The sequence below is a fragment of the Mycobacterium sp. NAZ190054 genome (genome assembly GCF_001545925.1).
In the GTDB taxonomy this organism is placed as follows: Bacteria; Actinomycetota; Actinomycetes; order Mycobacteriales; family Mycobacteriaceae; genus Mycobacterium.
Window position 1 is genome coordinate 17,478 of sequence record NZ_LMVQ01000079.1, and the last position, 25,812, is coordinate 43,289.

Here is a 25,812-nt window from a genome sequence, read left to right on the forward strand (position 1 = left end):
CGGTTGCGTTGAGGTGATCAGACATTCACAGGCCTGTGCTGTTCGGCCTGGACCGCCTCCGGCGGCCGCCAGCGGAACGCGCGGCGGGACAGGCGCTCGAGCACCACCCGGTCCAGCACCAGGATCAGTGCGATGAACAACACCGCCCAGGCGACGAAACCGTCGAAGTTGTTCCCGTCGTACCAGTACCGGGCGCGATGGCCGACCCCGATGCGGGACCCGAACCACTCGGAGATCAGCACCGCGTTCCACGCGATCACCGTGGACAGCCGGATTCCGGCCACGATGTTGGGGGTCACGGCCGGGATGACGAGGTCGCGGAGCTGCCGGGACCGCGGCACCCCGAACGAGGCCGACATCTGCCGCAGCTGGCCGGAAACCCCGTTGACGCCGATCGACACGTTGACCGCGACGAACGGCAGCGCCGACAGGAACACCGCGAGCACCGGTCCGCGCCAACCGAAGCCGAACCACAGCGCACCCAACAGCGCCCACACGAACGCCGGCAGCGCCAGCGCCACGGTGACGACGTCGCCGAAGAGCAGCCGGAACGCGATGCTGGAGCCGATCAGGATGCCCAGCGCGATGCCCACCAGGATCGCCGCGCCCTGGCCGGCGGCGAGCCTGCCGATGGTCGGCAGCAGGTTGGCCACGAGTTCACCGTCGCGGGTCTCGGCGGCCAGGAAGCGCAGGACGTCGGCCATCGACGGGACTCTGGGGTACGCGGTCGCCAGCACCTGCCAGCCGATCAGCCCCAGCGCCCACGCGGCGAATCTGCCGCGGCGCTCGGGCGTGAAGAACCGCTGCGCCACGGTCATGACAGCACTCCGGGGGCGCGCCAGCGGAACAGTCGGCGCTCCAGGCGCAGGAGCACGACCCGTTCGATGACGAGCATGAGGATCACGAAGAACAGCAGCCACGCGAGCACGTCGGCGACGGAGAACAGTTGGTAGGCCCGCCGGATCATGAACCCGATGCCGTTGGATCCGCCGAACACCTCGGTCAGGGCGACGACCTTCCACGCCACGGCGAACGAGGTCCGGATCCCGGTGAACACGAACGGGGTGACCGCCGGGACCACGATGTTGCGCAGGATGTCCCGTTCGCTGCGGTCGAAGGCCCGGCTCATCCGCAGCAGGTCCTTGTCGATGTTCTCCACACCGGCGGCGACGTTGACCGCGATGTTCGGCATCGTCGACAGCGCGACGACGACCATCGCGCCCTCGACGCCGATGCCGAAGATCACCAGCGCCAGCACCGCGTAGGTGATGGCCGGGATGTTGGCCACCAGCACGATGGGCTCGTGGAAGAACGATTTCCAGAATCTGCTGCGCCCCATCAGGATTCCGACCGGGAAGCCGATCAGGGCTGCTATCGCGAAACCGGCCAGTGTCTTGGACAGGCTCCACATGAAGTTCTCGGCGACCGCACCGGAGCTCAGCTGCGTCCACATGGCCTGCAGCACCTGCAGCGGCGAGGGCACGACGTAGGGGACGAAGAAGGTCGAGATCCAGCCCCAGACGCCGATCAGGAGCAACCATCCGGCGACGACCAGGATGACCTTGCCGATCCGGGTGCCGACCAGGGCCACCCCCAGGGCCTTGAGGTCACCGGTCAGGCGGACCGCGCTGTCCGCCGGACGGGTGTCAGTGTTGAACGACGGCGAAATCGATGTCGTCACCGATGCCTTCTTCCGCCTGACCGGTCGATTCCATGGCCGGGAACACGCCGCTCTCCGCGTCGATCCAGGTCTGGTCGAGGTACACCGAGTCGACGAACCAGTCGAAGTTGGTGTCGAGGTAGTTCTTGATGAACTCCTGGTCGGCTTCGGAGTTGGCCGCGAAGTGTTCGGGGTAGGCCGCGACGATCTCGTCGCGGTTCTGCTGCCACTCCTGCAGGCCCCGCTCCCACAGCTCCAGGAAGAACGCGACCTCCTCGGGATGGCTGTCGTACCAGTCTTTGTGGGCGACGAACAGGTTGCTCATCAGTCCTTCGTGACCGGGTGCGAACGCCTCGGCGTACATGTCGGCGGTGGACTTGCCGTCATAGAGGGGCTTGACCGCGCCGGAGCTCAGTTCGGCGATGCCGTACTGGGGGTCGATGACGGCGGCGTCGAGATCTCCGCGGGCCAGCAGCTGCGGCAGGTTCTGCGAGTCGGCGACGATGAGTTCGTAGTCACCGCCGTCGCCGCGGAAGTCCTTGCCGTGCAGTTTCTCGACGATCGACGACCACATGATCGTCGAGCCGACGGTGCTGAACACGCCGATCTTCGCCCCGTCGGGGAGGTCGGCGACGGTCTGGGCCGGCGAGTCCTTGCCGACGACGAAGATGTCCTTGGCGCGGTTGTACTTCCCGAAGGTGACGGTGTCCACGCCGGTGGCCGCTTCGAGTTCGGGCAGCTCGTAGGTCCCCAGCGACACGATGTCGGCGTGACCACCGGCGAACAGCGCGAACTCGTCCCAGCTCGACGAGTCGATGATCGTGATTCCGGATTCCTTCTCCATCTCCTCGCGGATCCCGGTGTCGGACAACCAGTCCCACACCGGGTCCGGGGAGAACGTGAAGCGGATGACGCCGGGTTCGCCGACGGAGGCGGCGGGTGCGGCGTCGTCGGCGCTGCCGCACGCCGTCAGACCGATCGCGGTGAGGGCCGTGGCCGCCAGCACAAGAGCGCGGCGCAGTGGGCCGCAGGTTCGGTTCATAGCCAGGGTGTCCAATCTGTTCGTGGTGTCAGTGCGCCATCGCATAGACCGACTCGTCCATGAGGTCCGGCGGCCGCTGCCCTGCGGCCATGGCGACGATGTTGCGGGCGCAGAGCTGCGCCATCTCACGACGGGACTCCCAGGTCGCGCTCCCGATGTGGGGCGTCAGGATGACATTGGGCATCGTGAACAGTTCCGGAGACGGCGCGGGCTCCCCGACCGGTGGCTCACACCAGTAGACGTCCAGACCCGCTCCGGCGATCGTCTTGTCCTGCAACGCCTTCACCAACGCAGGCTCGTCGACGATGCGTCCGCGGGCGGTGTTGATGAAGTACGCCGACGGCTTCATCAGACCGAACTGACGCTCGCCGATCATCAGGTGCGTCTCCTCGGTGTACTTGGCCATCACCACCAGGAAGTCCGCCTCGCGGAACACGTCGTCCATGTCGTCTCGCCAGCTGATCCCGAGTTCGTTCTCACGCTCGGCCGACAGTCGGGTGCGCTTGTTGTAGATGACGTCCATCTCGAAAGCGCGCGCCCGCAGCGCGATGTGCTGACCGATCTCCCCCATGCCGATCATCCCGACGGTCTTACCGGTGACCGAATGGCACATCAGCGACATCGACTGCTCCTGGCGGAACCGTCCGGCGCGGGTGAAGGCGTCGGCCTCGACGATGCGCCACGCCAGGCCCAGCAGAATCGCCATCGTCAGGTCGCACGTGGTACGGCCGATGACGTGCGGGATGTTCGTCACCGGGATCCCCCGCCGGGTGGCGGCGGGGATGTCGATCACGTTGAGCAGCATCGACATCGCCGCGATGCCGCGCAGGTCGGGGTTGGCGTCGAGGATGTCGTCGTCGATGGTGGTGTCGCCGAGGGTGAACAGATAGTCCGAGCGCCTGAGAGCGGCTTTGAGTTCATCCCGGCTGATCATCCGGTCTTTCTCGAACACCTCCACGTCGCCGACTTCACGCAGTGTCGACAGCGCCTCCTCGGGGATGGGCTGGACGACGAAGATCCTTGGCCTGCTCAACTGACCGTGCTCCTTTGATCGGTGAATGCGAGGTCGCAACAGGCATCGAACATATATGTTATGTGATCAACGTAGGTTTCCGAACCGTTAACCCTTGTGAGACGGCTGATTACGCTGAATGTCAACGTTGTTACCGCCGCCAGGGACTGCACGAGCGCGCTAGACTGCCCAGGTTCCTGCGATATATATGTTATAGATTCTCGGCAGCTGCGGACTCTGACGTGGCGGGGATCCGGCCCGCCGGGGAAACGGAGGCGAACGCCTAGCCGGCCGAACCGGTTTTGCGCGGCAGCGACTTCAACGAAAGGGCGGAATGGGGTATCTGGATGGCCAGCGCAGATTCCGCATCGCGCTCGCGGTAGGCCCGAAGCAGGTCGAGGTGATCTTTGTTGGCACGGCGGCGAATCGACGGCTCGATCTGTTGCGACTGAGCGGTGCACAGCGCCGCCGCGTCTTCGAGCCGATTGAAGATCGCGGTGAGATGCCGGGACCGCATCGCGTCGTGCAGCAGACAGTGGAAGCGTCGGTTCAGCTCGACCCACGCACCGAGATCGGTCTCCCCGATCATCATCTCGGCGAGTTGGTTGGCCCGGTTGAGTTCGTCGGCGGTGGCGTTGCTGACGCCCAGCTGGACCGCCATCGGCTCGAGCTTCTCCCGGATCTGCAGGATCTCCTCCATGTCCTCACGGCTGGTTCCGCGCACGATGCCGCCCCGGTGACTGTCCAGCGTGATCAGCCCCTCGGTGGCAAGGTCGCGCAGCGCCTCGCGGACTGGAGTCACGCTGACGCTCAGCGACGAGGCGATCTCGGACTGGATGAGATGTTCGCCTGCGGCCAGTTCACCGCGAAAGATCGCTCGGCGCAACGCCTCCCGGACGAATTCATGAGCCGTCTGACGCTCGGTTCCGGAACGGCTGAGTTCCATGTGGACCCCTCCCCGGGCGACAGATGACATATTCGATTCTGCATCGTATATGGCCGTTCGAGCGGCGACCAATCCCGGCCGGACCGACACGGGCAGAGCCCCCCTTGCTGCGGGGCGCGGCCCTCTATGCCGCGATCGCGACCGTCGGGCTGGTGCACGGCCTGAACTGGCCGGTGATGGCCCACGGGGTGACGTTGATGCCGCCGGTGTGGTTGACCGTGTTCCGGCTCGGTGTCGGGGCGGTCGTCGTGACGGTGGTGATGGCGGCGGCCGGAAAGCTGCGCCGGCCGGTGCGCGCGGATCTACCGGTGGTCATCTCCGTCGGGATCTTTCAGCTGGCGGTGGTGTATGCGCTGATGTTCATCGCGTTGACGTTGGCACCGGCCGGCCGGTCGTCGGTGCTGCTGCACACGTCGGCGCTGTGGGCGGTCCCGATCGCCGCGCTCGTGCTGCGGGAGCGCTACCCCCGGGCCACGGTGGCCGGGCTGATCGCCGGCATCGCCGGGGTGGTGCTGCTGCTGGCGCCGTGGGAGGACGGGTTCTTCGACAGCAGCAGACCGCTGGGCTACGGGCTGCTGCTGGCCGGGGCCGCCCTCAACGCCGCGGTGACGGTGCACATCCGGTCGCATCGGTGGACCGCCTCGCCGCTCGATCTGCTGCCCTGGCAGCTCGGAATCGGTTGCGCCGCAGCGGCATCCTACGCGTGGTGGTCGACTGGGGCGCCGACGTTCCCGATGAACTGGCAGGCGGTGCTGGTCGTCCTCTACCAGGGCGTGTTCGCCTCGGCGATCGGAGTGTGGGGCGTCCTGGTGGTCAGCCGCAGCCTGGGTGCTGTGTCGAGCAACCTGAGCCTGATGGTGGTGCCGGTCCTCGGGCTGCTGTCATCGGCGGTCTTCCTGTCCGAAGGTCTGCCGTTCTACGTGCTCGCGGGGCTGACCATGATCCTGATCGGGGCGGGGCTCGGGATCGCCGCGACGCGCGCGTCGCCGAACGCCGCCGACCCGCTGGGGTGACGTGACCACCTTCCGGCTACTCCGGTTCGGCGCCGGGGTCAGCTCGTTCGACCGCTTCGTGACACCGGCGATCCTGATCACTATGGCGGTCGACCTCGACACCTCGCTGGCGGTGATGAGCCGGGCGGCCACCATGTACTTCGTCCTCTATGCCGCACTGCAGCCGGTGTGGGCGGTCGTGTCGGATCGCCTGGGCCGCATCGCGGTCATCCGGCTCGCGCTGCTGGGTGCCGGGTGCACCGGGGTGGTGTGCGCGCTGTCCGGCTCGCTCGAGATCGTGGTCGCGACCCGCGCCGCCGCCGGCGGTTTGTTCGCCGCGGTGGTGCCCGCCACGCTCGTGTGGATCGGTGACACCGTGGCGGTCGCACAGCGGCGTGCCGCACTGGCCCGCATCCTGGCCGCCACCTATCTGGGCACGCTCGCGGCCAGTGTGGTCGGCGCCGCCGCGGCACACCTCCAGGTGTGGCAGCTCGCCGTCACCTTGTCCGCGGTCGCGGCGCTCGCGGCTACCGAGCAGACGTCGATCAACACAATGCTGGTCGCGGTGGGTGACGCTGACGAGTCAACTGCCAACGCGGTCGTCGCTGCAGGGAAGAAGTATGGGTTCGTCGAGCCGAGGGAGCCGACAGATTTCGGCGAGTTGATGATCTCGGCGAACAAGCGACCGCCCGATCAGGTGCCGAATCCGCACGATCCGGTGGGCATGCTGGCTCAACAGGCAATCCGGAACGGCGACCAGATGATCACCGTGCGTGAAGTCGTCGAGTCCACCAACGCGGCCGGAGAGGAAGTGACCACTGTCGTTATGCAGGACGGAAGCCGACACGTGATGACTCGGGTCGACCCGTTCGAGTTCCCCAGCCGCACGGATTTCTACGAGATCGAACATTTCGACAAAGATGGTGAGTGGTTGTCGCGCACGAGTTCCTGGCACGAGTTGGGAAACGACTACAAGTACACATCCGTGACGTGGCCTGACGGGTCGAACTACACAATCACGATGGATTCCACGGGTTACCGGCGAGCGGGCTTCACGACACCCAGCGGTGGGCACCACTCCGTGCCCGTCGAACTGATAGACAACATCTCTCTGACGTCGAACAGTCTGATGTCCGGGTTGGAGAAGCACATCGAACGGGGTGGCAGCCTGCCGATGCTGACTCAGGAATCGGTGGAGAAGCTCGGCAGCGCTACCAAGTTCGGTGGGCCCGCGCTGAGCATCGGTACCACGGTGTTCGACATGATCATGGCCGAGTCAGGGCGCGACGCGTGCATCGCCGCGGTCGCCGGAGCCACCGGCGCCGGAGGTGGTTGGGGCGGCGTGAAGCTGGGTGTCTACCTCGGCGGGATCACGGGGAGCCCGTATGCGATTCCGCCACTGGTAATACTTCTCGGGGCCGGAGGTGCATTCGGCGCAGGGAAGATCGGCAAATTCGTCGGAGATGTGGTGTGTCCCTACTGAACCTTCCGGAGCCCGCCGCCTGGCGGAGCGAACGGGTCAGATTCTCGTTGGCCGTGCTCATCGGCCTTGGTGTGGTCGGCCTCTTCCTCGTCTGGGGCGTGACGGCTGCGATGAACGGCGGCTATCTGACAACGGTCGTCACCGCCGGCTGGGCAATTTCCCTGCTGTGCATATTTGCAGGGCTGGCGTCGGTGGTCTTCGGCAGGACGTCGATCCGAACCCACACGGATGCAGTTGGTTTGGCCGTATTGCGCGACGAGCGGTTCAGCAGCCTGCTGACGGCGGGAGTCCTGGCATTCATCGTCGGCGGTGGGTTGTTCACAGCGTTCGCGCCCTTCGGCCACATCGACTTGCCGATCTCGCGCGGGAAACCGATCCTCTTTCCGAGCATCATGGGATCTGCAGTCCTCATGACGGCGGCTGGTCTCGTCACGGCCTGGCGTCGCGGCGGTCTAGGGCATGTGAGACTGACCCCGGCTCTCATCGAGATCGCTGACGTTGCAGCGCTGCGATCGTTCGAGTGGACTGAAGTGCTCGACGTCGTCGACCACGCGGAATCCAGGCGGGGACCGCGAACGGTGGTGCTGCGACTACGTGATGGCGGTGAGGCGGTCATCAGCAGTGCCGATGTGTACCTGCCCGGCGGTGCAGGGCTGTACTGGCTGGTGCGCCATTACTGGAAGCACCCCGAAGACCGCGACGAACTGGTCGACGGCCGGGCTGTCGAGCGGCTGCGGAAGGGGGAGTTCGATCTTGGCTGACCTGCTAGTTGCTTCGAGCGCCCCGCCGGGTTCATCGGTAGATGTCGTATGTCCGTACTAGATCTGCCGGAACCGGCTAACTGGGCACATTCCGGCAAGCTCTCGTTACCCGTCAAGCTCGGAGTGGCGGTGATCCTCGTGTTCCTGGTCGTTGAAGGTCTACAAGCCTTTTTCCGAGGCAGCTACCTGACCGCGGCTGTCTGGTGCGCAACTTTCGGAACGCCGTTCTTGATGGGGTACGTATTCTTCACTGCCGTCCGGGGTGGGGCGCAGCAACGAATGACGAGCGATCTGTCTGGTTTGGCGTTCCGACCGGACAAACGCCTCAGCATCATCTACTTCGCGGTAATGATCGTATTAGTACCGGCCGCATCGGTTTTCGCGTACTTGATGTCGCGCGGCATGCTCGACATCACGACAACGCCGAGCATGCAGATCTTGATGCCACCGGCCCTTTGGGGGCTCGCCTTACTGGCCGCGAGTGCAATCGTCACCGGCATCCGTCGGCGAGGCGTTGGCTACCTCAAATTCACTCCCGCGATGATCGAGATCGCGAATGTCATCAAGACGCGAGCCTTGGAGTGGGACGACGTCGTCGACGTCCGAGACATCGCCACGGAGAAGAAAGCCAACCGAGGCGGAAAAGCCGTGGTGCTGTGCTTGCGTGATAGCACAGAAGAAGTAGTCGGCGGTCTGCACTTCTACGTGCCCGGCGGTGCGGGGCTGTACTGGCTGGTGCGGCATTACTGGAAGCATCTCGAAGACCGCGACGAGCTGGTCGACGGCCGGGCACCGCAACGGCTAGCTGAGGGGAAGTTCGATCTTGGCTGATCTCCGGGTCGCTTCGAGCGCGCCGTTTCGTCCGATCGATCGGAGGTGTCCTATGTCCGTACTAGAGCTTCCGGAGCCTGACGAGTGGCGACGCGGTACCCGATTCGCGGTGGTGGCGCTCCTGGCCTGTGCGGGTGCAGCTATCTTCTACTTTGGGTTCGGCGCGACGGCTTCGACGCGCGGAGGCTATCTGACGCTCGCGGTGACCATCGGATACTCCGCCTTCCTGTTCTCGTTTGCAAGTGCAATCCTCTTGGTGATTCTGGGACGAACGACACCGCGAACAGCCAGTGACGCAACCGGATTCACCCTGTGGCCGGACTGGAGGGCCACCGTGTTGATTATGACCGGGACGATAGCCGCGTTACCGAGCATGCTCATCTTCGTGGTCGCCGCGCCGTTCGGAGTCATCGAGTTCGCGGACACGCGAGCGCTGCGCACCGTCTGGGTTGCTGTTACGGCAGTTGCGTTCTGCACCGTCGTCGGCGGATTGATCACCGCCTGGCGGCGAGGCGGAATGGGCCACCTCAAGCTGACTCCGGCGATGATCGAGAACGCCGACGCCATCTCGGAAAAAGTCTTCGAATGGGACGACGTCGTCGATGTTGCTGCTCATGCGGAATCGCGGCGAGCGACCCGAGCAGTCGTACTCCGATTGCGGGACGGCAGCGAAGAGGTCATCGCCATGGCGGACTACTACGTGCCCGGCGGTGCGGGGCTGTACTGGCTGGTGCGCCACTACTGGAAGCATCCCGAAGACCGCGACGAACTGGTCGACGGCCGGGCGCCGCAACGGCTGCAAAAGGGAAACTTCGACCTTGGCTGATCTCCGCTGATTTGAGCGCGCCGTTTCGTCCGGTTCACCGGTGATGCCGTATGTGGGTACTACAACTGCCCAACCCTGACGAGGGGCGGCGCGTTAGCAGATTCGCCGTGGTGGCGATCTTGCTCTTTGCGGGCGCCGCTTCCTCTACTTTGGGTTCGGCGCGGCGGCTTCGACGCGCGGAGGCTATCTGACCGCAGTACGAGGCGACCGGATCGACTGTGTTGGTGGCGCCGCCGTCTGTTCGGATGTCTTCTCAGAACTTGATGGGTAGCCCGACCTCAATGAGAGCAGCCGGGGTCGGCCTGCCCTCTCGGTCCCAGCCCGCCAGCTCGTAGTACAGCGACAGCGCTCGGCTGAACGCTTCGCGGTTCAGGACGACCCCGTGGTGGCGTCCCTCGTCGATGGGCTCGGTGAAGAACCGGTCGGGGAGCGTGTCTTGTTCGGCGGTGATGCCTTCACGGAGGTTGAACAACCGCATGAGGTGCCATCGGCGGCGCCCCCAGGTGAACAGCTCGCGGTCACTGGTGCGCCAGCCCGTCACCAGGTGCACCAAGCGTGCCAGATCCGGCAGATCGAGTTCCCGCACGGGTGGTCCAGCGAACAGGGAGATTCCGAGAGCGTCCATCCCGCTCCACATGTCGAGCAGTTTGACGGTGCGCGCAACCCGGGCATCGTCGAGAAGTTCCATGGGTTCCCAATCCAGCGTGCCCAGTGTCCGCATCATCTCCAGGCCATGCCGCCAACCGCCCACCGGATCGAAATCGATGTCGTGTTCCACGATCTCGTAGCGTGGGCCCACAGGGCTCACGGCGTATGCCAGTGCCTGGCCTGCTGAGGCTCGTGGTTCGAACGACACCATCTCCAAGCCCTTAACGTGCATAGCGAATTCGCGTGCCTCTGCCGGAAGACGCGATGCGGCGCGTCGCACGCCCTCACCCAGCCAGGCAACAGGCGCTGCTCCGGTGGCGATGTCGGTCATCAGTGCGGGCAGCGCCTCGGTGTCGCCGAAGACCGCGCGGTGCCCGCCCAGTTCTACACCATCCAGCAGACGGTTCTCGTTCGCCTCGCACAGCATGCTGACTGTGAAGGACAGCGACACGGGGTCCACACCCCACAGATGGCATTTGGCATTGAGGTCCATCACCAGGTCAGGGTCAGTCAGCCCTAGGTTCAAAGCGAATGCCGCGACGGCCTCCTGGTGTAACCCGCCGGCACGACTGTCGACCCTATTGCGGAAGATCTTGATGCAGTCTCCCGGGCAGCCCGGGCAGCCGCCCTCGGACACCTCCACCCGGTCGATTAGTGCGTCTGCAGTCAGGTTACCCAGTTCCACGATCCGGCTGGTGCTGTAATTGGGGCCCTGGCCGTATCCGGCCAGGGCGGCTCCGTCGGTGGGCCACGCCCCGAAACCTGGTGCCTGCTGCTGGGAGCGGGTCAGGTCATTACCGGCGATCCGGTCGGCGTACTTGGTGGTGAGGGTTTCCAGGCCAGGCTGGTCGGCCGGTGCTGGAGCGGTACCGCCCAACAGCACAACGCCTTTGAGGTGTTTGGCGCCCATGACGGCACCCAATCCCATGCGGGCCGCGGCGAAGGTTCGGTCTGTCTCGATGGTGGCGTAGCGCACCCCGGCTTCGCCGGCCGGTCCAATCACCGCGCAGTGGGCCTGTGAGCCGTGACGGGCCTCCAGTATGTCTGTGGCAGCACCGGTGTCGGTACCCCAGATATCTTCTGCTGGAAGCACCTGTACAGCGTCTGGGTTGATCACCAGGTAGGACGGGCGAGATGAGCGGCCGGTGACGATGATCGCGTCCCACCCAGTGGCCTTCAGCGCCTGACCATAGGGGCCTTCGACCCGGCACTCCCCGATGCCACCGGTCAACGGCGATTTGGCGACGACGATGACCCGCGCCAGACCCACGGCCTGATGGCCGGTGACAGCACTGGACATGAAACACAGCGGGGCCTGGGCCGACAGTGGGTCGTAGCCCGCTTCGGTCTCGGCCAAGAGCAAGCGGGTGGCTTCCAGGCCGCCGCCGACATAGGTACGGCAGTGCTCCGGTGTGATTGTCTCGGTGCGTATTTCGCCGCTTCCGAGGTCGATGCGCAGCCGGCGACCGGTGTGACCACTGCCGCAGCCGGCGTGTCCGCCCGTCACGGCTGCAGCCCATACACCGAGACGGCTGTGAGGCCGAAGAGCCATTGCTGGTCCGCTGCGGAGGCGCCCGCTAGGCAGCTCCGAGCGGCGTCCATGACGGCGTGATAATCGGCTGCCAGCAGGCAGGCCGGCCAATCGGAGCCGACCATGAGGCGATGAGCACCGAACACATCAAGCAACGCTGTGACATAGGGCAATAGGTCGTCGACGGTCCATGTAAACCAGCGCGCCTCGGTCACCAGGCCGGACACCTTGACGTAGACGTTGGGCGCCGACGCCAGCTCAGCCATCGCCGCGCGCCATGCGCCGAAAGACGCTTCGGTATGTCCGGCGATATCCGGCTTTCCGGCGTGGTCGAGCACAATCCGGCACTGCGGAACAGCCCTGGCCAGTGCTACCGCCGCTGGGAGATGCTCAGGGCGGGACACGATCTCGAGCACACTGCCACGGTCGGACAATGCGGAGGCGGCCTCCCGCGCTGCGGTCTGTTCGAGGTGGTCGGCTGGCTCGTTCTGGGCCTGGATCCGCATCGCCTTGAGCCACCGGTCGGCCAGCGGGTGGGCGAAGGCTTCTTTCACCTGGGCGTCGACATCTCCGGCTGCGGTATCCACCCAGCCCACGACACCGAGGACCTGCCGGTAGCCGGAGGCGACGGTCAGCATGTCGGCAAGTTCGTCGTGGCGACCGGTACCGCCCTCGACAAGGACTGTGCCGTCGATGCGCTCCTGTTGCAGCAGAGGCTGCAGATCCCCCATGGTGTAGGACCTGCGCAAGACGTCGTGGCCGGGTTCAGCAAGCCAGCCGACGAGCCCAGGATCACGCCACAGGTGGTGGTGCGCGTCAATCACGCTCACGACGCTGCCGCGTGAAATTCGGACGGCAGGGCCGCCAGCGCCTGCCGGTACTCCTCCAATCCGACGGCGACGGTATTGGATAGCACACCAACGGTTCCCAGACTGACCGAAACGACGTCACCGGATTCGAGCGTGAAAGGCAACTCCGGGACCAGGCAGGTACCCGTCGACACGATCGCGCCCTCGGGGAAGTCGTCGGAGCTGAACAGGCATGCGGCCAGTTCGGCAGGCGTGCGCTTGAGCTGGCCCGTCGACGCCTCGCCTGTCCACCGGGTCGCCTCGCCGTGGGTGATGGTCAGGGTGATGGCGAGGTCGTCGAGCGACTCGACCTCCCAGATCGGGCGGATCCAGGGGCCGACCGCGCAAGATCCCGCGTAAATCTTGGCCTGGGGGATGTAGAGCGGGTTCTCGGCTTCGATGCTGCGGGAACTCAGATCGTTGCAAATTGTGACGCCGACGATCTCGCCGAAAGCGTTGACCACCACTGCCGCCTCGGGTTCAGGGACGTTGATGGGGGAGTCGCCGCGAACCGCGATCGGCTCGGCATTCCCGCGGGCCTTCCACGCTGTCGCTTTGAAGAACAACTCGGGGCGGGGCGCGTCGTAAACCCTGGCGTAGATGTCGGCGTCGTGTTCGCTTTCCTCCATGCGGGCTAGGCGAGAGTTCTCGTAGGTCACGCCGGCAGCCCAGATCTCGGTGCGACCGTCCACCGGGGGCAGTAGCCGCACCTCGGAGATCGGGCGGGCCGGCCCGTTGACGTCGGCACATCGGCTTCGGAGGTCCGCGAGACGCAGCCCGAGCAGTTCGCTCAACATGACGTCACCAGGGAACGCGGTGACGACCTCCCCGTCTAGGACGCCGATGCGCGGCGCTCCGGTCTCACCGACGAAGCGAACGATGTCCATAAATGTTCTCCTGAAGCGCTAGACATTGGATGTGTGATGGGCGGTTTGACGTCGGGCCAATCTCCGTTTCGGTCGCGGCCAGCCGATTCCGATCGTGCCCAAACCGCGTCTGCAGTGCAGAAACTACCATTGCAGGCGACTGAATGAAACAAATCACCCGGAAAGCTTGACAGTGAGGCAGCTCACCACGCAAGCTCTCCAAACATCCAATGTCTACCTGGTGGCCCAGACACAACCAGCTCACACGGCCGACGCCCAGACAGGCTCTGAAGGAGAGAGAACTTGCCCCGGATAACAGCGCTGGAGGCCTTGGACCTCCGCTTTCCCACGTCGATGTCGCTGGATGGGTCTGATGCGATGAATCCGGACCCCGACTACTCGGCCGCTTACGCGATCGTCCGCACCGACGCCGGCGACGGTCTCGAAGGTCACGGCTTCACGTTCACCATCGGTCGCGGCAACCAGCTGTGTGTCTCGGCGATCGAGGCCTACGCCCCCTACGTCATCGGTCGAGACCTCGACGAGCTGCTGTCCGACATGGGCGCGTTCTGGCGCAGCCTGGCCGGCGAAAGTCAGCTGCGGTGGCTCGGCCCTGAGAAGGGTGTCGTGCACCTGGCGCTGGCCGCAGTGGTCAATGCCGTGTGGGACCTCTACGCGAAAAGGGAAGGCAAGCCGCTGTGGAAGTTGCTGGCCGACATGACCCCCGAACAGATCGTCTCGCTCGTCGACTTCCGGCACATCGGTGACGAGTTGAGCCCCGAGGCCGCACTGGAGATGCTGCGCCGCCTCGAACCCACGAAACAGCAACGCGTCGAGGCGATCACAGCCCACGGGCTACCTGCGTACACTACCTCCGCCGGGTGGCTGGGCTACGACGACGACAAGATGCGCCGATTGGCCCGCGAGGCTATCGACGCCGGCTTCACCCACATGAAGATCAAGGTGGGCCGCGACCTCGATGACGACGTTCGCCGCACCGCACTTCTACGCGACGAGATCGGCCCCGACCGCTACCTCATGGTCGATGCCAACCAGGTATGGAACGTCGACGAGGCAGTCAAATGGATTCACGCGCTGGCCCCCTACAACCCCTGGTGGATCGAAGAACCCACCAGCCCCGATGACATCCTCGGTCACGCAGAAATCGCCCGGCAGGTCGCACCCATCCGGGTCGCGACCGGCGAACACATCCACAACCGGGTGATGTTCAAACAGTTCCTCCAGGCCAAGGCAATGGGCGTGTGCCAGATCGACGCCTGCCGCGTCGGCGGGGTCAACGAGAACATTGCGATCATGCTGCTGGCCGCCCAGCACAACATCCCGGTCTGCCCACACGCCGGCGGAGTCGGCCTCTGCGAATACGTCCAGCACCTGTCGATCTTCAATTACATCGCTGTGACCGGGAACCTCGACGACGTGGTGGTGGAGTTCGTCGACCACCTGCACGAGCATTTCGTCGACCCGTGCATCGTGGAAAATGGCCATTACGTCGTGCCTACCATGCCCGGCTATTCAGCGGAGATCCTGGCTGAAAGCCGCGAGAAACACCGCTATCCCGAAGGCCAGATCTGGGTGAGCCGATCGTGAGCGCGTTCCTGCAAATGCGGGGAATCTCGGTGGCATTCCCCGGAACGCAGGCACTTTCCGACGTCGACCTCACCGTCGATAAAGGGGAGATCCGGGCACTGCTCGGAGAGAACGGCGCCGGAAAGTCCACCTTGATGAAAGTGCTCGCCGGGGTAGAGCCTCCGGATACCGGCAGCGTCACGCTCGACGGTGACGTCATCGACCCCCGTACTCCGAAAGAGGCACACGCCGCTGGAGTGGCGATGGTGTTCCAGGAAATGAGCCTGGCCGACAACCTCAATGTCGCCGAGAACATCTCGCTTGGGAATCTGCCGAATCGCTTCGGCAAGGTGAGGTGGCGCTCAGTCCGTAAGACGGCCGCCGCCGCGCTGGCACAACTGCACGTCGACATCCCCCTGGGGGTCAGGGCCGGCGAACTCACCATCGCCCAGCAGCAGATGGTCGAGATCGCCAAAGCGGTCACCGGTGATCTGAAGGTGCTGATCCTCGACGAACCGACCAGCGCATTGACCGAGACCGAGACCGAGGAACTGTTCGCGTTGATGCGTCGGCTCTCCGATCGCGGTGTGTCCGTCCTCTATATCTCCCACAACCTCGAAGAGATCACCGCAGTCTGCGATTCGGTAACCGTGATGCGTGACGGCACCGCAGTCGCCACCCATAAGGTCGCCGACACCACCGTCGACATGCTCATCACCGAGATGGTGGGTCGCGAACTGACCGACATGATGCCCAAGCAGAGCTCCGAGGTTGGAGACGTACTGCTCGATGTGCGTGACCTGGTGGTCGAGGGCAAGAGCGAACCCGTGAGCTTCACGGTGCGAGCCGGCGAAGTGGTGGGATTCGCCGGGCTTCTCGGTGCCGGGCGGTCCTCATTGATGCGCTGCCTGGTTGGCGACCTTCCCCGCACGTCCGGGCAGGTGCTGGTCAACGGGAAACCATTGCAGCCACGCCAACCCAAGGACGCCGTGCGCCGTGGTTTGGGCTATCTCTCCGATGACCGCCGCGCGAGCGGGATCGTCGGCAAGCTCGGCATCCGAGAAAACATCGGGCTCGGCTGCCTGTCGCTCAACAGCCAGTTCGGTGTCATGAAGTCCATCCAGGAACGCCGTCTGGCCGAGGACGCCGTGGCGCAGCTGCGCATCCGCTGCAGCAGCATCGAGAAGAGCGTCGCCGAACTCTCCGGCGGCAACCAGCAGAAGGTAGTTCTGGGCCGATGGATGGCCGCCGGTGTGGATGTTCTCATCCTCGACGAACCCACCCGCGGTATCGACGTCGGCGCCAAAACCGAGGTCTACCAACTCATCAACACCCTGACCGCCGCAGGCAAGGCGGTGATCCTGGTGTCGTCCTACCTTCCCGAGGTACTCGGCATGAGCGACCGTGTAATCGTCATGCGCGGTGGCCAGATCACCGGGGAACACCCGCGCGACGGCATCACCTCCGAAGCCGTGATGTACGACGCCACCGGGCAGAAACGCTCCGAGCAACTGCCCCCACTGACCACCGCCGACCTCGTAATGAAGGAGCATCAGTGAGTACCATAGAGGCGCAGCGCGAAGCTGATACCGGCGTCGACAAATCCGGGTCACCCCTTCGTAGAGTCCTTGGGCCGCTGGCCAACCAGCTCGCGCCGTTCACCATCGTGATCGTCATGTGTATCGGTCTGTTCATCCTGACTCCACACTTCCTGACCACCTCCAACATCAAGGGCAACCTGGTCCAGATGTCGAGCCTGGCCATTCTCGCCGTCGGCGCCACTATGGTGATCGTGGCCGCGGGTATAGACCTGTCGGTCAGCTCGATCGTCGCGCTGTCCGGGGTGGTCTCGGCCAAGGCGATCGTCGCATTCGGTGTCGGCATACCCCTGGGGCTGCTCATCGGTATCGCCGTTGGCGGTGTAGTCGGTCTGATCAACGGTCTGCTGGTCAGCAAGCTCGGGCTACCCGCCTTCATCACCACCCTCGGCACGCTCAGCGTCTGCGCCGGCGCAGCATTGTTGATCACCAACGGGCAAGCAGTGTATGGACTTCCGGCCGGATTCGGGTGGCTGGGCACCGGTGAGGTACTGGGTATCCCGGTGCCCGTCATCGTCATGGTCTTCGTCGCGATAGCCGGCCACACGGTGCTCGCCCACACCACCCTTGGGCGTGCCGCCTACGCCATCGGCGGTAACGCCCGGACCGCACGGCTATCCGGCATCAACGTCGGCATGGTGCTCATCACGCTGTTCGTCATCTCCGGCCTGTTGGCCGGTCTGGCAGGCGTCCTCGAAGCGTCTCGCGTGGTCAGCGGTCAGCCCGCCGCGGGTGCGAACTACAACCTGCTGGCCATCGCGGCGGCCGTCATCGGCGGCGCCAGCCTGTTCGGCGGTGAGGGCAAGATTCTCGGTGCCATCATCGGTGCGACCATCCTGCAATTGATCAGCAACGGTTCCAATCTCCTTGATATATCGACCTTTTGGCAAAGCGTCATCGTCGGCGTAGTCGTCATCCTAGCTGTGCTCTACGACCAGCTCCGCCAGAGCCGCGCCCGCAAAGTCGGTGCCCATCACTAGCTGTATCTCCAACTTTTGTAGTCCCACTCGCCAGACCCGCTCAACTTCCTCTCCTGCAACGACGCAACAGAAAGAGACCGACATGAAAATTCGCTTCAGCGCCCTGACCCGCAGGCATATCATCGCCTCCGTGGCGGCCGTGGTGATGGCCGCCGGCATGACCGCATGTAACCGCGGCGAAGGTGGGGAGTCGGTGCAACGGCAGTTCGCCGTGGTGCCAGGCTCCACCGGCTACTTCTACTGGGGTACACTGCACGCCGGCGCGCAGAAGGCCGCCGACGAACTTGGCGCTGAGCTGATCTGGCGCGGCACGGCCACCCAAAGTGACATCACCGGCCAGATGAACATCTTGCAGGACTTCGTGAACCGTAAGGTTTCGGGTATCGCATTCGCCGCCAACGACACTCAAGCGCTGCAGACCATCGTCGAACAGGCCGAGGCCAACGACATCCCTATTGTCAGCGCCGATGCCGGTATCGATCCGCAGTCCATACCTCTGATCGCCACCGACAACGAAGCCGCCGCGGGACTGGCAGCCGACTACATCGGCGAGCAACTCAACGGCCAGGGCAAGGTTGCGCTGCTGCCCTTCCTTGCCACCTCCGCCACGTCGCAGGCCAGGCTGAAAGGCTTCGAGGACCAGATCGCCGCAAAGTACCCAGGAATCCAGATCGTGGCCACCCAGTACACCGACGGCGACGTCAACAAGGCCCTCGGCATCATGAACGACATCCTCACCGCCAATCCTGACCTCGACGCCGTATTCGGCCTCAACGAGCCGGGTGTGGTGGGTGCCGTCCAGGCCATCGAAGCGCGTAACGCCGATGTGGTGGTCGTCGGTTTCGACAACGCCCCCGACGAGGTGTCCGCGCTCCAGGCCGGAACCGTCTCGGCGCTCGTCGTCCAAGATCCGTTCAAGATCGGTTACGAGAGCGTGATGGCGCTGAACAAGATGGCTGACGGTGAGGCCGTTGACGAGATGATCGACACGGGCGCGACACTGGTGACCCAGGAGAACCTCAACGACCCGGAGATTCAGCAGCTGGTCAACCCTCCGGTCGTCAACTAGTCACATGGCGGGGAGTGCACCAATGGGCCTGACCGACACCGCGATCGAGCGGCTACGCGCGCTGATTGTCAACGGCGAACTACCGCCCGGAGCCCGGCTACCACCCGAGCAGCAACTGGCGGCGCAGCTGGGCATCTCCCGAGGCTCAACGCGCGAAGCTGTCAAAGCACTCACCCACGCCCGCATGCTGTCGGTCAAACGCGGAGACGGCACCTACGTCACCAGCCTCGAACCTGACGAGCTGCTGCACGGCATCACCTTGGCGGCCGAACTGGCCCGCAACGAGACCGTGCTCGACGTGGTGGAGGTGCGGCGGCTGCTCGAACCGGGCGCGACCCGGCTGGCAGCTGACCGCATCACAGACGAAGAACTCGACGACATCGCTGACCTCTTGAAGGTGATGGACGACACCCATGATCCGCAGACGTTCATCAAGCTCGACGTCGAGTTCCACAACCGAATCGTCGAAGGCGCCGGCAACGCCTGGCTCACCGCCATCCTGCGAGGTCTGGCAGAACCCACCATCCGCGCCAGGCGGGAACGCCTGACGGTTTACAAAGAGGTCGAAGACCTCACCCGAGCGCAGCACCGCGACATCTACATCGCGCTCCGGGAACATGACGGGCCCCTCGCAGAGGCAGCAGCCTTGGCCCACATTTGCAGCGTGCAACGGGGATTGCGCGCGATATTCACCGACAAGAACACCTAGCGACACGACACCTCCACACCGAAAGGACCGACAACAGTGGATTCCAAACAAGCGCTCATCGAACTCGGAGTCGATCCCACGCTCGACGACGACCTCCGGGAACAGCTGGACACGAACGGGTTCTTCGTCGTCCCCAACGCTCTCACCCCGGAGCAGTGCGCGGCCATGTGCGAAGAGTTCGACCGCATCACCGCAGAAGAAGCCGGCTCGGGCGTGGTGATGGACCCCGAGCCCGGCGCCACCCGGCTGTCCAACCTCTTCAACAAGTCTGAGGTCTTCGACCCTGTGCTGGTACTACAGCCCGTGCTCGCCGCGGCGCTGTACCTGTTCGACGACTTCAAGCTGCACGGCGCGAACATTCGCGACCCGCACTCCGGCGGCGGCAACCAACCGCTGCACAGCGACGTCCCGAAGGCCGACGTCGAGGACTGGCGCCTGGTCAATGCACTGATCTGCCTCGACGAACTGCGGCTCGACAACGGACCCACCCGCATCGTGCCCGGCTCGCACAAATGGCCGCACAACAACACGCCGAAGCTGAACCTCGACGAGGCCGCCGGGGAGAAGCAGCGCGGCGACTACGGCGATCAGACCAAGTTCCCCGAGGATCCGCTGGCGCCGTACCCGGGAGAGATCCACCTGACCTGTCCGGCCGGTGGAATGGCTGTCACCAACGCCAGCCTGTGGCATGGCGGCACGGACAACATCTCCGGAGACCGTCGTCGCATGCTGCATCTCACCTACACCCGCCGCGACCTGATCCAGCAGTTCGTCCAGCAGGACTACCTGACTCCCGCTCTCTACGAACGGCTTTCGCCCGCCCAGCGCTACCTGTTCGACGTCCACGCTTAGGAGAAGTCCGTGCCCTACCGCCCCGCGCTCGAACCGCTGTCCGGCACCGGTGCCGCAGACCGTATTCCCCTCGGTCTCGGCACCGCACCGCTGGGCAACCTCTTCTCCACCGTCAGCGATCAACAGGCCACCGAAACCATCAACACGGCCTGGGATCTCGGAATCCGGACGTTCGACACCGCCCCCCTCTACGGCTACGGCGAGTCCGAGCGACGGCTCGGTGAGGCGCTGGCTCAATATCCCCGCGACGAGTTCGTGGTATCGACGAAGGTGGGTCGCCTCATCAGGCACGGTGCCCCGCCGTCGCCGGAACAACTGTTCGGCGGTGAGCACTTCTACAAGGTGGACGGCGACGTCAACCCGGTGTTCGACTATAGCCACGACGGAGTGCTGCGTTCGCTGGAGGAAAGCCTGCAGCGACTTGGAATGGACCGCATCGACCTGCTCTATATCCATGATCCCGATGACCACTTCGACGCTGCGCTACACGGCGCCTTTCCAGCTCTGCGTCGGCTGCGTGACGAGGGGGTGGTACGGGCAATCGGTGTCGGAATGAACCAGACTGCAATGCTGTCGGCGTTCGCCAGGGAAGCAGATTTCGACTATTTCCTGGTCGCCGGCCGGTACACGCTGCTGGACCAACAGGCCGCCGACGAACTGTTCCCGCTCTGTGACGAGCACGGCATCGGGGTGATCGGCGGCGGAGTGTTCAACTCCGGTGTGCTGGCCGCACCCACCGACAACGCCACCTATAACTACGTTCCGGCGACGCCCGAGGTGCTGACCCGTGCGCGCAGGATTCAGGAGATCTGCCGAGGCCACGGAGTCGAGTTGGCCTCTGCCGCGATGCAGTTTCCCCACCTCCACCCGTCGACGGCTGGCGTGCTCGTAGGCGCGCGCAGTGCCGACGAGATCCGCACCAACATCCGCCTGTATCGCCACCCGATACCCGCTGCGCTGTGGGACGCACTGACCGACGAAGGCTTGATCCGCCGACAGAAAGAAGTCCGATCGTGACCGCCGTGCAGACCGTCAACCCGGCCACGGATGAAACCGCTACCACCGAGGCTGCCGAAGCCACCACGGAGCAGGTCGCAGCCGCCTGTGCCGCCGCTGCCCAGGCAGCATCGGAGTTCACCGAGGGCGGGAGGGCACTGCGCACAGCGTTGTTGAGAGCCGTCGCCGTCGCACTGGAGGACCGCCGGGCCGAGATCATCGACATCGGAATCCGCGAAACGGCGCTGACCGAGCAACGCCTGGCCGGTGAGTTGAACCGAACCGTCTATCAGGCGCGGTTCTTCGCCGACCTTGTTGCCGAAGGCTCATATCTGGAAGCCACCATCGACCACGCCGGCGACTCACCGATGGGGCCCGCCCCGGACCTGCGGCGCATGCTGGTGCCTATCGGTCCGGTGGCCGTATTCGGTGCCGGTAACTTCCCACTGGCATTCTCGGTGCCCGGCGGAGATACCGTGTCCGCGCTTGCTGCCGGCTGCCCGGTGGTCATCAAAGCGCACGAATCACATCCGCTGCTGTCATTGGCCACCCATGCGGCGCTTCAAGAGGCTGTCGCGGCAGTGGGGGCACCCGAGGCGGTGACCGCACTGGTGTTCGGACGGAAGGCGGGCGTGGATCTGGTGTCCGATCCAGCGATCACAGCCGTCACGTTCACCGGCTCATTAGGTGGTGGGCGCGCCCTGATGGACGCTATTTCCGCGCGGCCGCAACCCATTCCGTTCTACGGTGAGCTCGCCAGCCTCAACCCGGTGGTCATCACCGCCGCGGCGGCCGCTGCCCGTGGCGGTGAGCTGGCGCAGCAACTGATCGCCTCGGTCACCGGATCTGGTGGGCAGTTGTGCACCAAGCCCGGGCTGGTGCTGATCCCCGCTGACGCTGCCGGTGACCGTCTCGTGGCCGATGCGGTGCGGACTCTGGCCGGAACCGGCGCACAAATTCTGTTGAATCGCAATATCTATCAGTCCTACGGTGAAACCAAGCCCGGCCAGGGCATGCGGGTGATCGGTGAGGGCGGCATGCCGAGCAATGTCGGATACTCGGTGTCTCCGCGACTGTTGGAGGTCGCCGCCGACGACCTCGTGGTTGCGGAGGTCGAGGAATGCTTTGGGCCGACGACCATCGTGGTGCGCTACCAGGCCGGCGAGGAACTCGACGTACTCGGGGCGCTGCCTGGCTCGCTGACGGGCACCATCCACGCCGAGCCTGATGAGCGAGAGGTGGTCTCGGCGCTCACCCAGACGCTGGCACCGAAGGTTGGTCGGCTCCTGTACGCCGGTTTCCCCACCGGTGTACACGTCGGTTGGGCACAGAATCACGGAGGACCATGGCCATCGACCAACACCCAACACACCTCGGTCGGCGCCACCGCCATCCGTCGATTCCTGCGCCCTGTGACCTGGCAATCGGCGCCGGAATGGCTACTACCCGACGAGCTACGCGATGACTTCGACGGTATCCCGCGTCGTGTCGACGGTGTCGTCCAAGCGGCCAGGTAGGACCGCGTGCGATTGATGCGATTGGGTGAACGGGGCGCAGAACGGCCCGCTGTCGAGCACGACGGCACCATCTATGACCTGTCGCCACTCACCGCGGACATCGATGGCGCTTTCCTCGCCTCCCACGGCATCGCCAAGGTCAGGAAGGCGCTTGCACGTGGAGGACTGCAACCGGCCATCGCACCAGACAAGCTACGCGTGGGTGCCCCGATCGCGCGGCCGACGGCGGTGGTATGCATCGGACAGAATTACGCTGCGCACGCCGCGGAAACTGGCGACACACCGCCATCGGTACCGATCGTGTTCTTCAAACACCCCAATACCATTGTGGGGCCGCACGATAAGGTGCTCATTCCGCCGGGCGCCACCCGCGTCGACTGGGAGGTCGAACTCGCGGTCGTGATCGGTAAGAGGGCTCGGTATCTGAAGTCCCCGGCTGACGCGGCCGAGTACATAGCCGGCTACACCGTCTCCAATGACGTCTCCGAGCGTGACTACCAGATCGTCGACTCGGGCGGACAGTGGTCCAAGGGAAAGTGCTGTGAGACATTCAACCCGCTCGGCCCCTACCTGGTGCCCGCCGACGAAGTGGCCGATCCTCAGTCGCTGCGGCTGTGGTCGTCGGTCAACGGTCAGTCGCGGCAAGATTCCAACACCTCGGACATGATTTTTTCGATCGCCGAAATCGTGTGTCATCTGTCGCAGTACCTGGTGCTCGAGCCCGGAGATGTCGTCAACACCGGTACGCCACAAGGGGTAGCGCTGTCGGGTCGATTCCCGTATCTCGTTGACGGCGATGTGATGAGGATAGGAATCGAGGGTCTCGGCGAGCAGGCTCAGCAGTTGGCGACGGTGGGCAGATGAGCACGGGCGACTTGGACGGGCTGGTGGCGGTGGTGACCGGTGGGGCCTCCGGTATCGGCTCTGCTGTCGCCGATCGGCTCCACGATCTCGGCGCCACCGTCGCAGTACTGGACCGCGCCGAGACGGTGGCCGCGAACGTGATCGCAATTCGCTGTGACGTCAGCGACGACAGGTCTGTGCGCACGGCAGTTGCTGAGGTGGTGAACCGACTCGGTGGCGTAGATATCGTGGTCAACAATGCCGGCATCGGTGCCCAAGGCACGGTGGCAGACAACGACGACAACGAATGGATCCGGGTATACGACATCAATGTGCTCGGAATCGTCCGCGTCAGCCGGGCTGCCCTGCCGTACTTGCGGCGGTCGAAACATCCCGCAATTGTGAATGTTTCGTCGATCGCCGCCACTGCAGGACTGCCACGACGGGCACTCTACAGCGCCACCAAGGGGGCGGTGCTCGCACTGACCCGAGCAATGGCAGCCGACCATGTGCGCGAAGGGATCCGGGTTAACTGTGTCAACCCCGGCACGGTCGACACACCGTGGGTGCAAAGGCTTCTCGACACCGCTGACAACCCGGAATCCGAACGTGCCAACCTTGAGGCGCGGCAACCGACGGGACGGTTGGTCACTGCCGCTGAGGTCGCGAACGCGGTCGCATATCTCGCAGGCCCTTCAGCGGCCTCGACCACAGGAAGCGCGCTGGACGTCGACGGAGGCATGGCCGGAATCCGGCTACCGATGGCCCGCTGAGAATGACGCCAGGCTGCTCACGCGGAATCGCGGCGAGCGACCCGAGCGGTCGTCTCCGGCTACGGCACGGCAGCGAAGAGGTCGTCGCCATGGGGGACTACTACGTGCCCGGCGGCGCAGGGCTGTACTGGCTGGTGCGGCATTACCGGCAGCATCCCGAAGACCGCGACTCTCGGACTGACGCGAGATTGAGTTGGCGGTCGCGGCCGGTCTGCGCTCAACGGCCCTCACTGCAATCTCGCGGGCATGTCGCGGACACTCGAAAACCCCGGTTTGATCCAGATCACACCCGGGGTACCTCGTCGGGATGGAACGGCTCAGTGGGCTCGACGCGGGCCTTTTGTACAGCGAATCGTCCACGGTGCCGCTCCATGTGTGCTCGGTCGTCGAGCTGGACACCTCGACGGTCCCGGGTGGCTACACCTTCGAGCGCTTCCGCGACGAGCTGGCCGAGCGCATCCCCGCGGTCCCGGAGTTCCGCGCCAAGCTCGCCGACAGCCAGCTCAACCTGGACCATCCGGTGTGGGTGGAGGACAAGGACTTTGACCTGAGACGGCACCTGCACCGGATCGCCCTGCCCGCACCCGGCAAACGCGAGGAACTCGCCGATGTCTGCGGCCACATCGCCTCGGTCCCGCTGGACCGCAGCAAACCGCTGTGGGAGATGTGGGTCATCGAGGGCGGCGCCAAGCAGGACAGCCTCGCGCTGATGGTCAAGGTGCACCACGCCGCGGTCGACGGCGTCTCGGCGGCCAACCTGCTCGACCAGCTGCTCGACACCGAACCCGACGCGCCTCCGCCCGACCCCGTCGAGGGCCCCGGAACTGCGTCGCCGCTGGGCATCACCGTCGACGGGCTGGTGCGGTTCGCCACCCGTCCGTGGCAGCTGACCCGGGCGATACCGGAGACGGCGGCGATGGTGGCCAAGACGGTGAACCGCGCGGTCACCGGCACCGCCATGGCAGCGCCGTTCTCGGCACCGACCACGCGCTTCAACGCGCAGCTCACCTCCGAGCGCAGCATCGCGCTCGTCCAGCTGAACCTCAACGACGTCAAGAAGGTGAAGAACCGGTTCGAGGTCAAGGTCAACGACGTCGTGATGGCGTTGTGCTCGGCCGCGCTGCGCGGCTTCCTGGCCGACCGCGGGGAGCTCCCCGACAAGCCGCTGATCGCCTTCGTCCCGGCGTCGGTGCACGGCAGGTCCGGCCGCCCGGGCCGCAACCAGCTGTCCGGCATGTTCTGCAACCTGCACACCGACCTCGACGACCCGGTGGACCGCCTGCAGGCGATCGCCACCTCGAACGCCCGCGCCAAGTGGCGTGCCCTCTGTTCTCCGGACTGCGGACCAAATAGGGTCGGTCTGGAAAGGATGAACTGGGTTGGCGAAGAAATATCAGAAGTTCTCACCTGAGTTTCGAGAAGAAACGGCCAGGTTGGTGGTG

The 25,812-nt window shown here is 64.9% G+C and carries 23 protein-coding genes and 1 pseudogene; 16 read left to right on the forward strand and 8 right to left on the reverse strand.

Annotated features, from left to right (window positions below):
- Positions 1-17: 17 nt before the first annotated feature.
- From ASJ79_RS07390 to ASJ79_RS07410, 5 genes are all read right to left on the reverse strand, one after another.
- Complete coding sequence (locus ASJ79_RS07390; protein WP_067954070.1) at positions 18-818, reverse strand: ABC transporter permease; 801 nt, start codon at positions 816-818, stop codon at positions 18-20.
- Positions 815-1,681, reverse strand: coding sequence for an ABC transporter permease (locus ASJ79_RS07395; RefSeq protein WP_067954071.1), 867 nt, complete (start codon positions 1,679-1,681; stop codon positions 815-817). Before ASJ79_RS07395 ends, ASJ79_RS07390 begins: the two co-directional genes overlap by 4 nt.
- Entirely contained in the window at positions 1,647-2,702 is a 1,056-nt protein-coding gene (locus ASJ79_RS07400) for an ABC transporter substrate-binding protein (protein ID WP_197420113.1), read from the reverse strand. The genes ASJ79_RS07395 and ASJ79_RS07400 overlap by 35 nt, the downstream gene beginning before the upstream one ends.
- Before the next feature lie 28 nt (positions 2,703-2,730).
- Positions 2,731-3,735: a D-glycerate dehydrogenase gene (locus ASJ79_RS07405; RefSeq protein WP_067954073.1), complete on the reverse strand. Its 1,005-nt coding sequence runs from the start codon at positions 3,733-3,735 to the stop codon at positions 2,731-2,733.
- Positions 3,736-3,997: 262 nt separating this feature from the next.
- Entirely contained in the window at positions 3,998-4,660 is a 663-nt protein-coding gene (locus ASJ79_RS07410; RefSeq protein ID WP_067954074.1) for a GntR family transcriptional regulator, read from the reverse strand.
- 104 nt (positions 4,661-4,764) lie between these two features.
- Here ASJ79_RS07410 and ASJ79_RS07415 point away from each other — a divergent pair, with 104 nt between their 5' ends.
- The 5 genes from ASJ79_RS07415 to ASJ79_RS07435 all read left to right on the forward strand — a co-directional run bounded on the left by ASJ79_RS07415 (position 4,765) and on the right by ASJ79_RS07435 (position 9,553).
- Complete coding sequence (locus tag ASJ79_RS07415) at positions 4,765-5,673, forward strand: DMT family transporter (protein WP_067954075.1); 909 nt, start codon at positions 4,765-4,767, stop codon at positions 5,671-5,673.
- Position 5,674: 1 nt separating this feature from the next.
- On the forward strand, positions 5,675-7,135 hold the full coding sequence (locus tag ASJ79_RS07420; RefSeq protein WP_067954076.1) for an MFS transporter: 1,461 nt from the start codon (positions 5,675-5,677) through the stop codon (positions 7,133-7,135).
- Between the two features lie 53 nt (positions 7,136-7,188).
- On the forward strand, positions 7,189-7,896 hold the full coding sequence (locus ASJ79_RS07425; protein WP_231750763.1) for a hypothetical protein: 708 nt from the start codon (positions 7,189-7,191) through the stop codon (positions 7,894-7,896).
- Positions 7,897-7,944: 48 nt separating this feature from the next.
- The gene (locus ASJ79_RS07430) at positions 7,945-8,727 is read left to right on the forward strand and encodes a hypothetical protein (protein WP_156448321.1); all 783 of its coding nucleotides are present in this window, start codon (positions 7,945-7,947) and stop codon (positions 8,725-8,727) included.
- A 109-nt stretch (positions 8,728-8,836) separates the two neighbouring features.
- A complete protein-coding gene (locus tag ASJ79_RS07435; protein WP_231750764.1) occupies positions 8,837-9,553 on the forward strand; it encodes a hypothetical protein in 717 nt (238 codons plus the stop codon).
- Positions 9,554-9,806: 253 nt separating this feature from the next.
- On the opposite strand, the gene ASJ79_RS07440 is transcribed toward ASJ79_RS07435, so the two are convergent.
- From ASJ79_RS07440 to ASJ79_RS07450, 3 genes are read right to left on the reverse strand one after another with little or no spacing between them, the layout of a single operon-like run.
- Positions 9,807-11,708 (reverse strand): aldehyde ferredoxin oxidoreductase family protein, encoded by a 1,902-nt coding sequence (locus ASJ79_RS07440; RefSeq protein WP_067954080.1) that lies wholly within the window; start codon positions 11,706-11,708, stop codon positions 9,807-9,809.
- Positions 11,705-12,556, reverse strand: coding sequence for an amidohydrolase (locus ASJ79_RS07445; protein ID WP_067954081.1), 852 nt, complete (start codon positions 12,554-12,556; stop codon positions 11,705-11,707). The genes ASJ79_RS07440 and ASJ79_RS07445 overlap by 4 nt, the downstream gene beginning before the upstream one ends.
- A gap of 2 nt (positions 12,557-12,558) precedes the next feature.
- Entirely contained in the window at positions 12,559-13,467 is a 909-nt protein-coding gene (locus tag ASJ79_RS07450; RefSeq protein WP_067954082.1) for a fumarylacetoacetate hydrolase family protein, read from the reverse strand.
- A gap of 282 nt (positions 13,468-13,749) precedes the next feature.
- Between ASJ79_RS07450 and ASJ79_RS07455 the strand changes: the two genes are divergently transcribed.
- From ASJ79_RS07455 to ASJ79_RS07505, 11 genes and pseudogenes are all read left to right on the forward strand, one after another.
- Positions 13,750-15,054: an L-fuconate dehydratase gene (locus ASJ79_RS07455; RefSeq protein WP_197420114.1), complete on the forward strand. Its 1,305-nt coding sequence runs from the start codon at positions 13,750-13,752 to the stop codon at positions 15,052-15,054.
- Between the two features lie 29 nt (positions 15,055-15,083).
- A complete protein-coding gene (locus tag ASJ79_RS07460) occupies positions 15,084-16,592 on the forward strand; it encodes a sugar ABC transporter ATP-binding protein (protein WP_197420115.1) in 1,509 nt (502 codons plus the stop codon).
- Positions 16,589-17,611: an ABC transporter permease gene (locus ASJ79_RS07465; protein ID WP_197420116.1), complete on the forward strand. Its 1,023-nt coding sequence runs from the start codon at positions 16,589-16,591 to the stop codon at positions 17,609-17,611. The genes ASJ79_RS07460 and ASJ79_RS07465 overlap by 4 nt, the downstream gene beginning before the upstream one ends.
- A 130-nt stretch (positions 17,612-17,741) precedes the next feature.
- Positions 17,742-18,680, forward strand: a complete 939-nt coding sequence (locus ASJ79_RS07470) for an ABC transporter substrate-binding protein (RefSeq protein ID WP_197420117.1) — start codon at positions 17,742-17,744, stop codon at positions 18,678-18,680.
- A 22-nt stretch (positions 18,681-18,702) separates the two neighbouring features.
- The gene (locus ASJ79_RS07475; RefSeq protein WP_067954087.1) at positions 18,703-19,389 is read left to right on the forward strand and encodes a FadR/GntR family transcriptional regulator; all 687 of its coding nucleotides are present in this window, start codon (positions 18,703-18,705) and stop codon (positions 19,387-19,389) included.
- A 36-nt stretch (positions 19,390-19,425) separates the two neighbouring features.
- Positions 19,426-20,241 (forward strand): phytanoyl-CoA dioxygenase family protein, encoded by an 816-nt coding sequence (locus ASJ79_RS07480; RefSeq protein ID WP_067954088.1) that lies wholly within the window; start codon positions 19,426-19,428, stop codon positions 20,239-20,241.
- Between the two features lie 9 nt (positions 20,242-20,250).
- On the forward strand, positions 20,251-21,258 hold the full coding sequence (locus ASJ79_RS07485) for an aldo/keto reductase (protein WP_197420118.1): 1,008 nt from the start codon (positions 20,251-20,253) through the stop codon (positions 21,256-21,258).
- Positions 21,255-22,754, forward strand: coding sequence for an aldehyde dehydrogenase (NADP(+)) (locus ASJ79_RS07490; protein ID WP_067954089.1), 1,500 nt, complete (start codon positions 21,255-21,257; stop codon positions 22,752-22,754). The genes ASJ79_RS07485 and ASJ79_RS07490 overlap by 4 nt, the downstream gene beginning before the upstream one ends.
- Before the next feature lie 15 nt (positions 22,755-22,769).
- Positions 22,770-23,618 (forward strand): fumarylacetoacetate hydrolase family protein, encoded by an 849-nt coding sequence (locus ASJ79_RS07495; protein WP_231750766.1) that lies wholly within the window; start codon positions 22,770-22,772, stop codon positions 23,616-23,618.
- Positions 23,619-23,629: 11 nt separating this feature from the next.
- Positions 23,630-24,370, forward strand: a complete 741-nt coding sequence (locus ASJ79_RS07500; protein WP_231750765.1) for an SDR family oxidoreductase — start codon at positions 23,630-23,632, stop codon at positions 24,368-24,370.
- A gap of 307 nt (positions 24,371-24,677) precedes the next feature.
- Positions 24,678-25,685 (forward strand): annotated as a pseudogene (locus ASJ79_RS07505) (wax ester/triacylglycerol synthase family O-acyltransferase); the annotation flags it as partial.
- Positions 25,686-25,812 lie beyond the last annotated feature (127 nt).

Excerpts from the sequence above, each read along its gene's own strand:
- ASJ79_RS07400 (WP_197420113.1), bottom strand. The coding sequence starts at position 2,702 with ATGAACCGAACCTGCGGCCCACTGCGCCGCGCTCTTGTGCTGGCGGCC.
- ASJ79_RS07495 (WP_231750766.1), top strand. The coding sequence starts at position 22,770 with ATGCGATTGGGTGAACGGGGCGCAGAACGGCCCGCTGTCGAGCACGAC.
- ASJ79_RS07390 (WP_067954070.1), bottom strand. The coding sequence starts at position 818 with ATGACCGTGGCGCAGCGGTTCTTCACGCCCGAGCGCCGCGGCAGATTC.
- ASJ79_RS07450 (WP_067954082.1), bottom strand. The coding sequence starts at position 13,467 with ATGGACATCGTTCGCTTCGTCGGTGAGACCGGAGCGCCGCGCATCGGC.
- ASJ79_RS07410 (WP_067954074.1), bottom strand. The coding sequence starts at position 4,660 with ATGGAACTCAGCCGTTCCGGAACCGAGCGTCAGACGGCTCATGAATTC.
- ASJ79_RS07430 (WP_156448321.1), top strand. The coding sequence starts at position 7,945 with ATGTCCGTACTAGATCTGCCGGAACCGGCTAACTGGGCACATTCCGGC.
- ASJ79_RS07475 (WP_067954087.1), top strand. The coding sequence starts at position 18,703 with ATGGGCCTGACCGACACCGCGATCGAGCGGCTACGCGCGCTGATTGTC.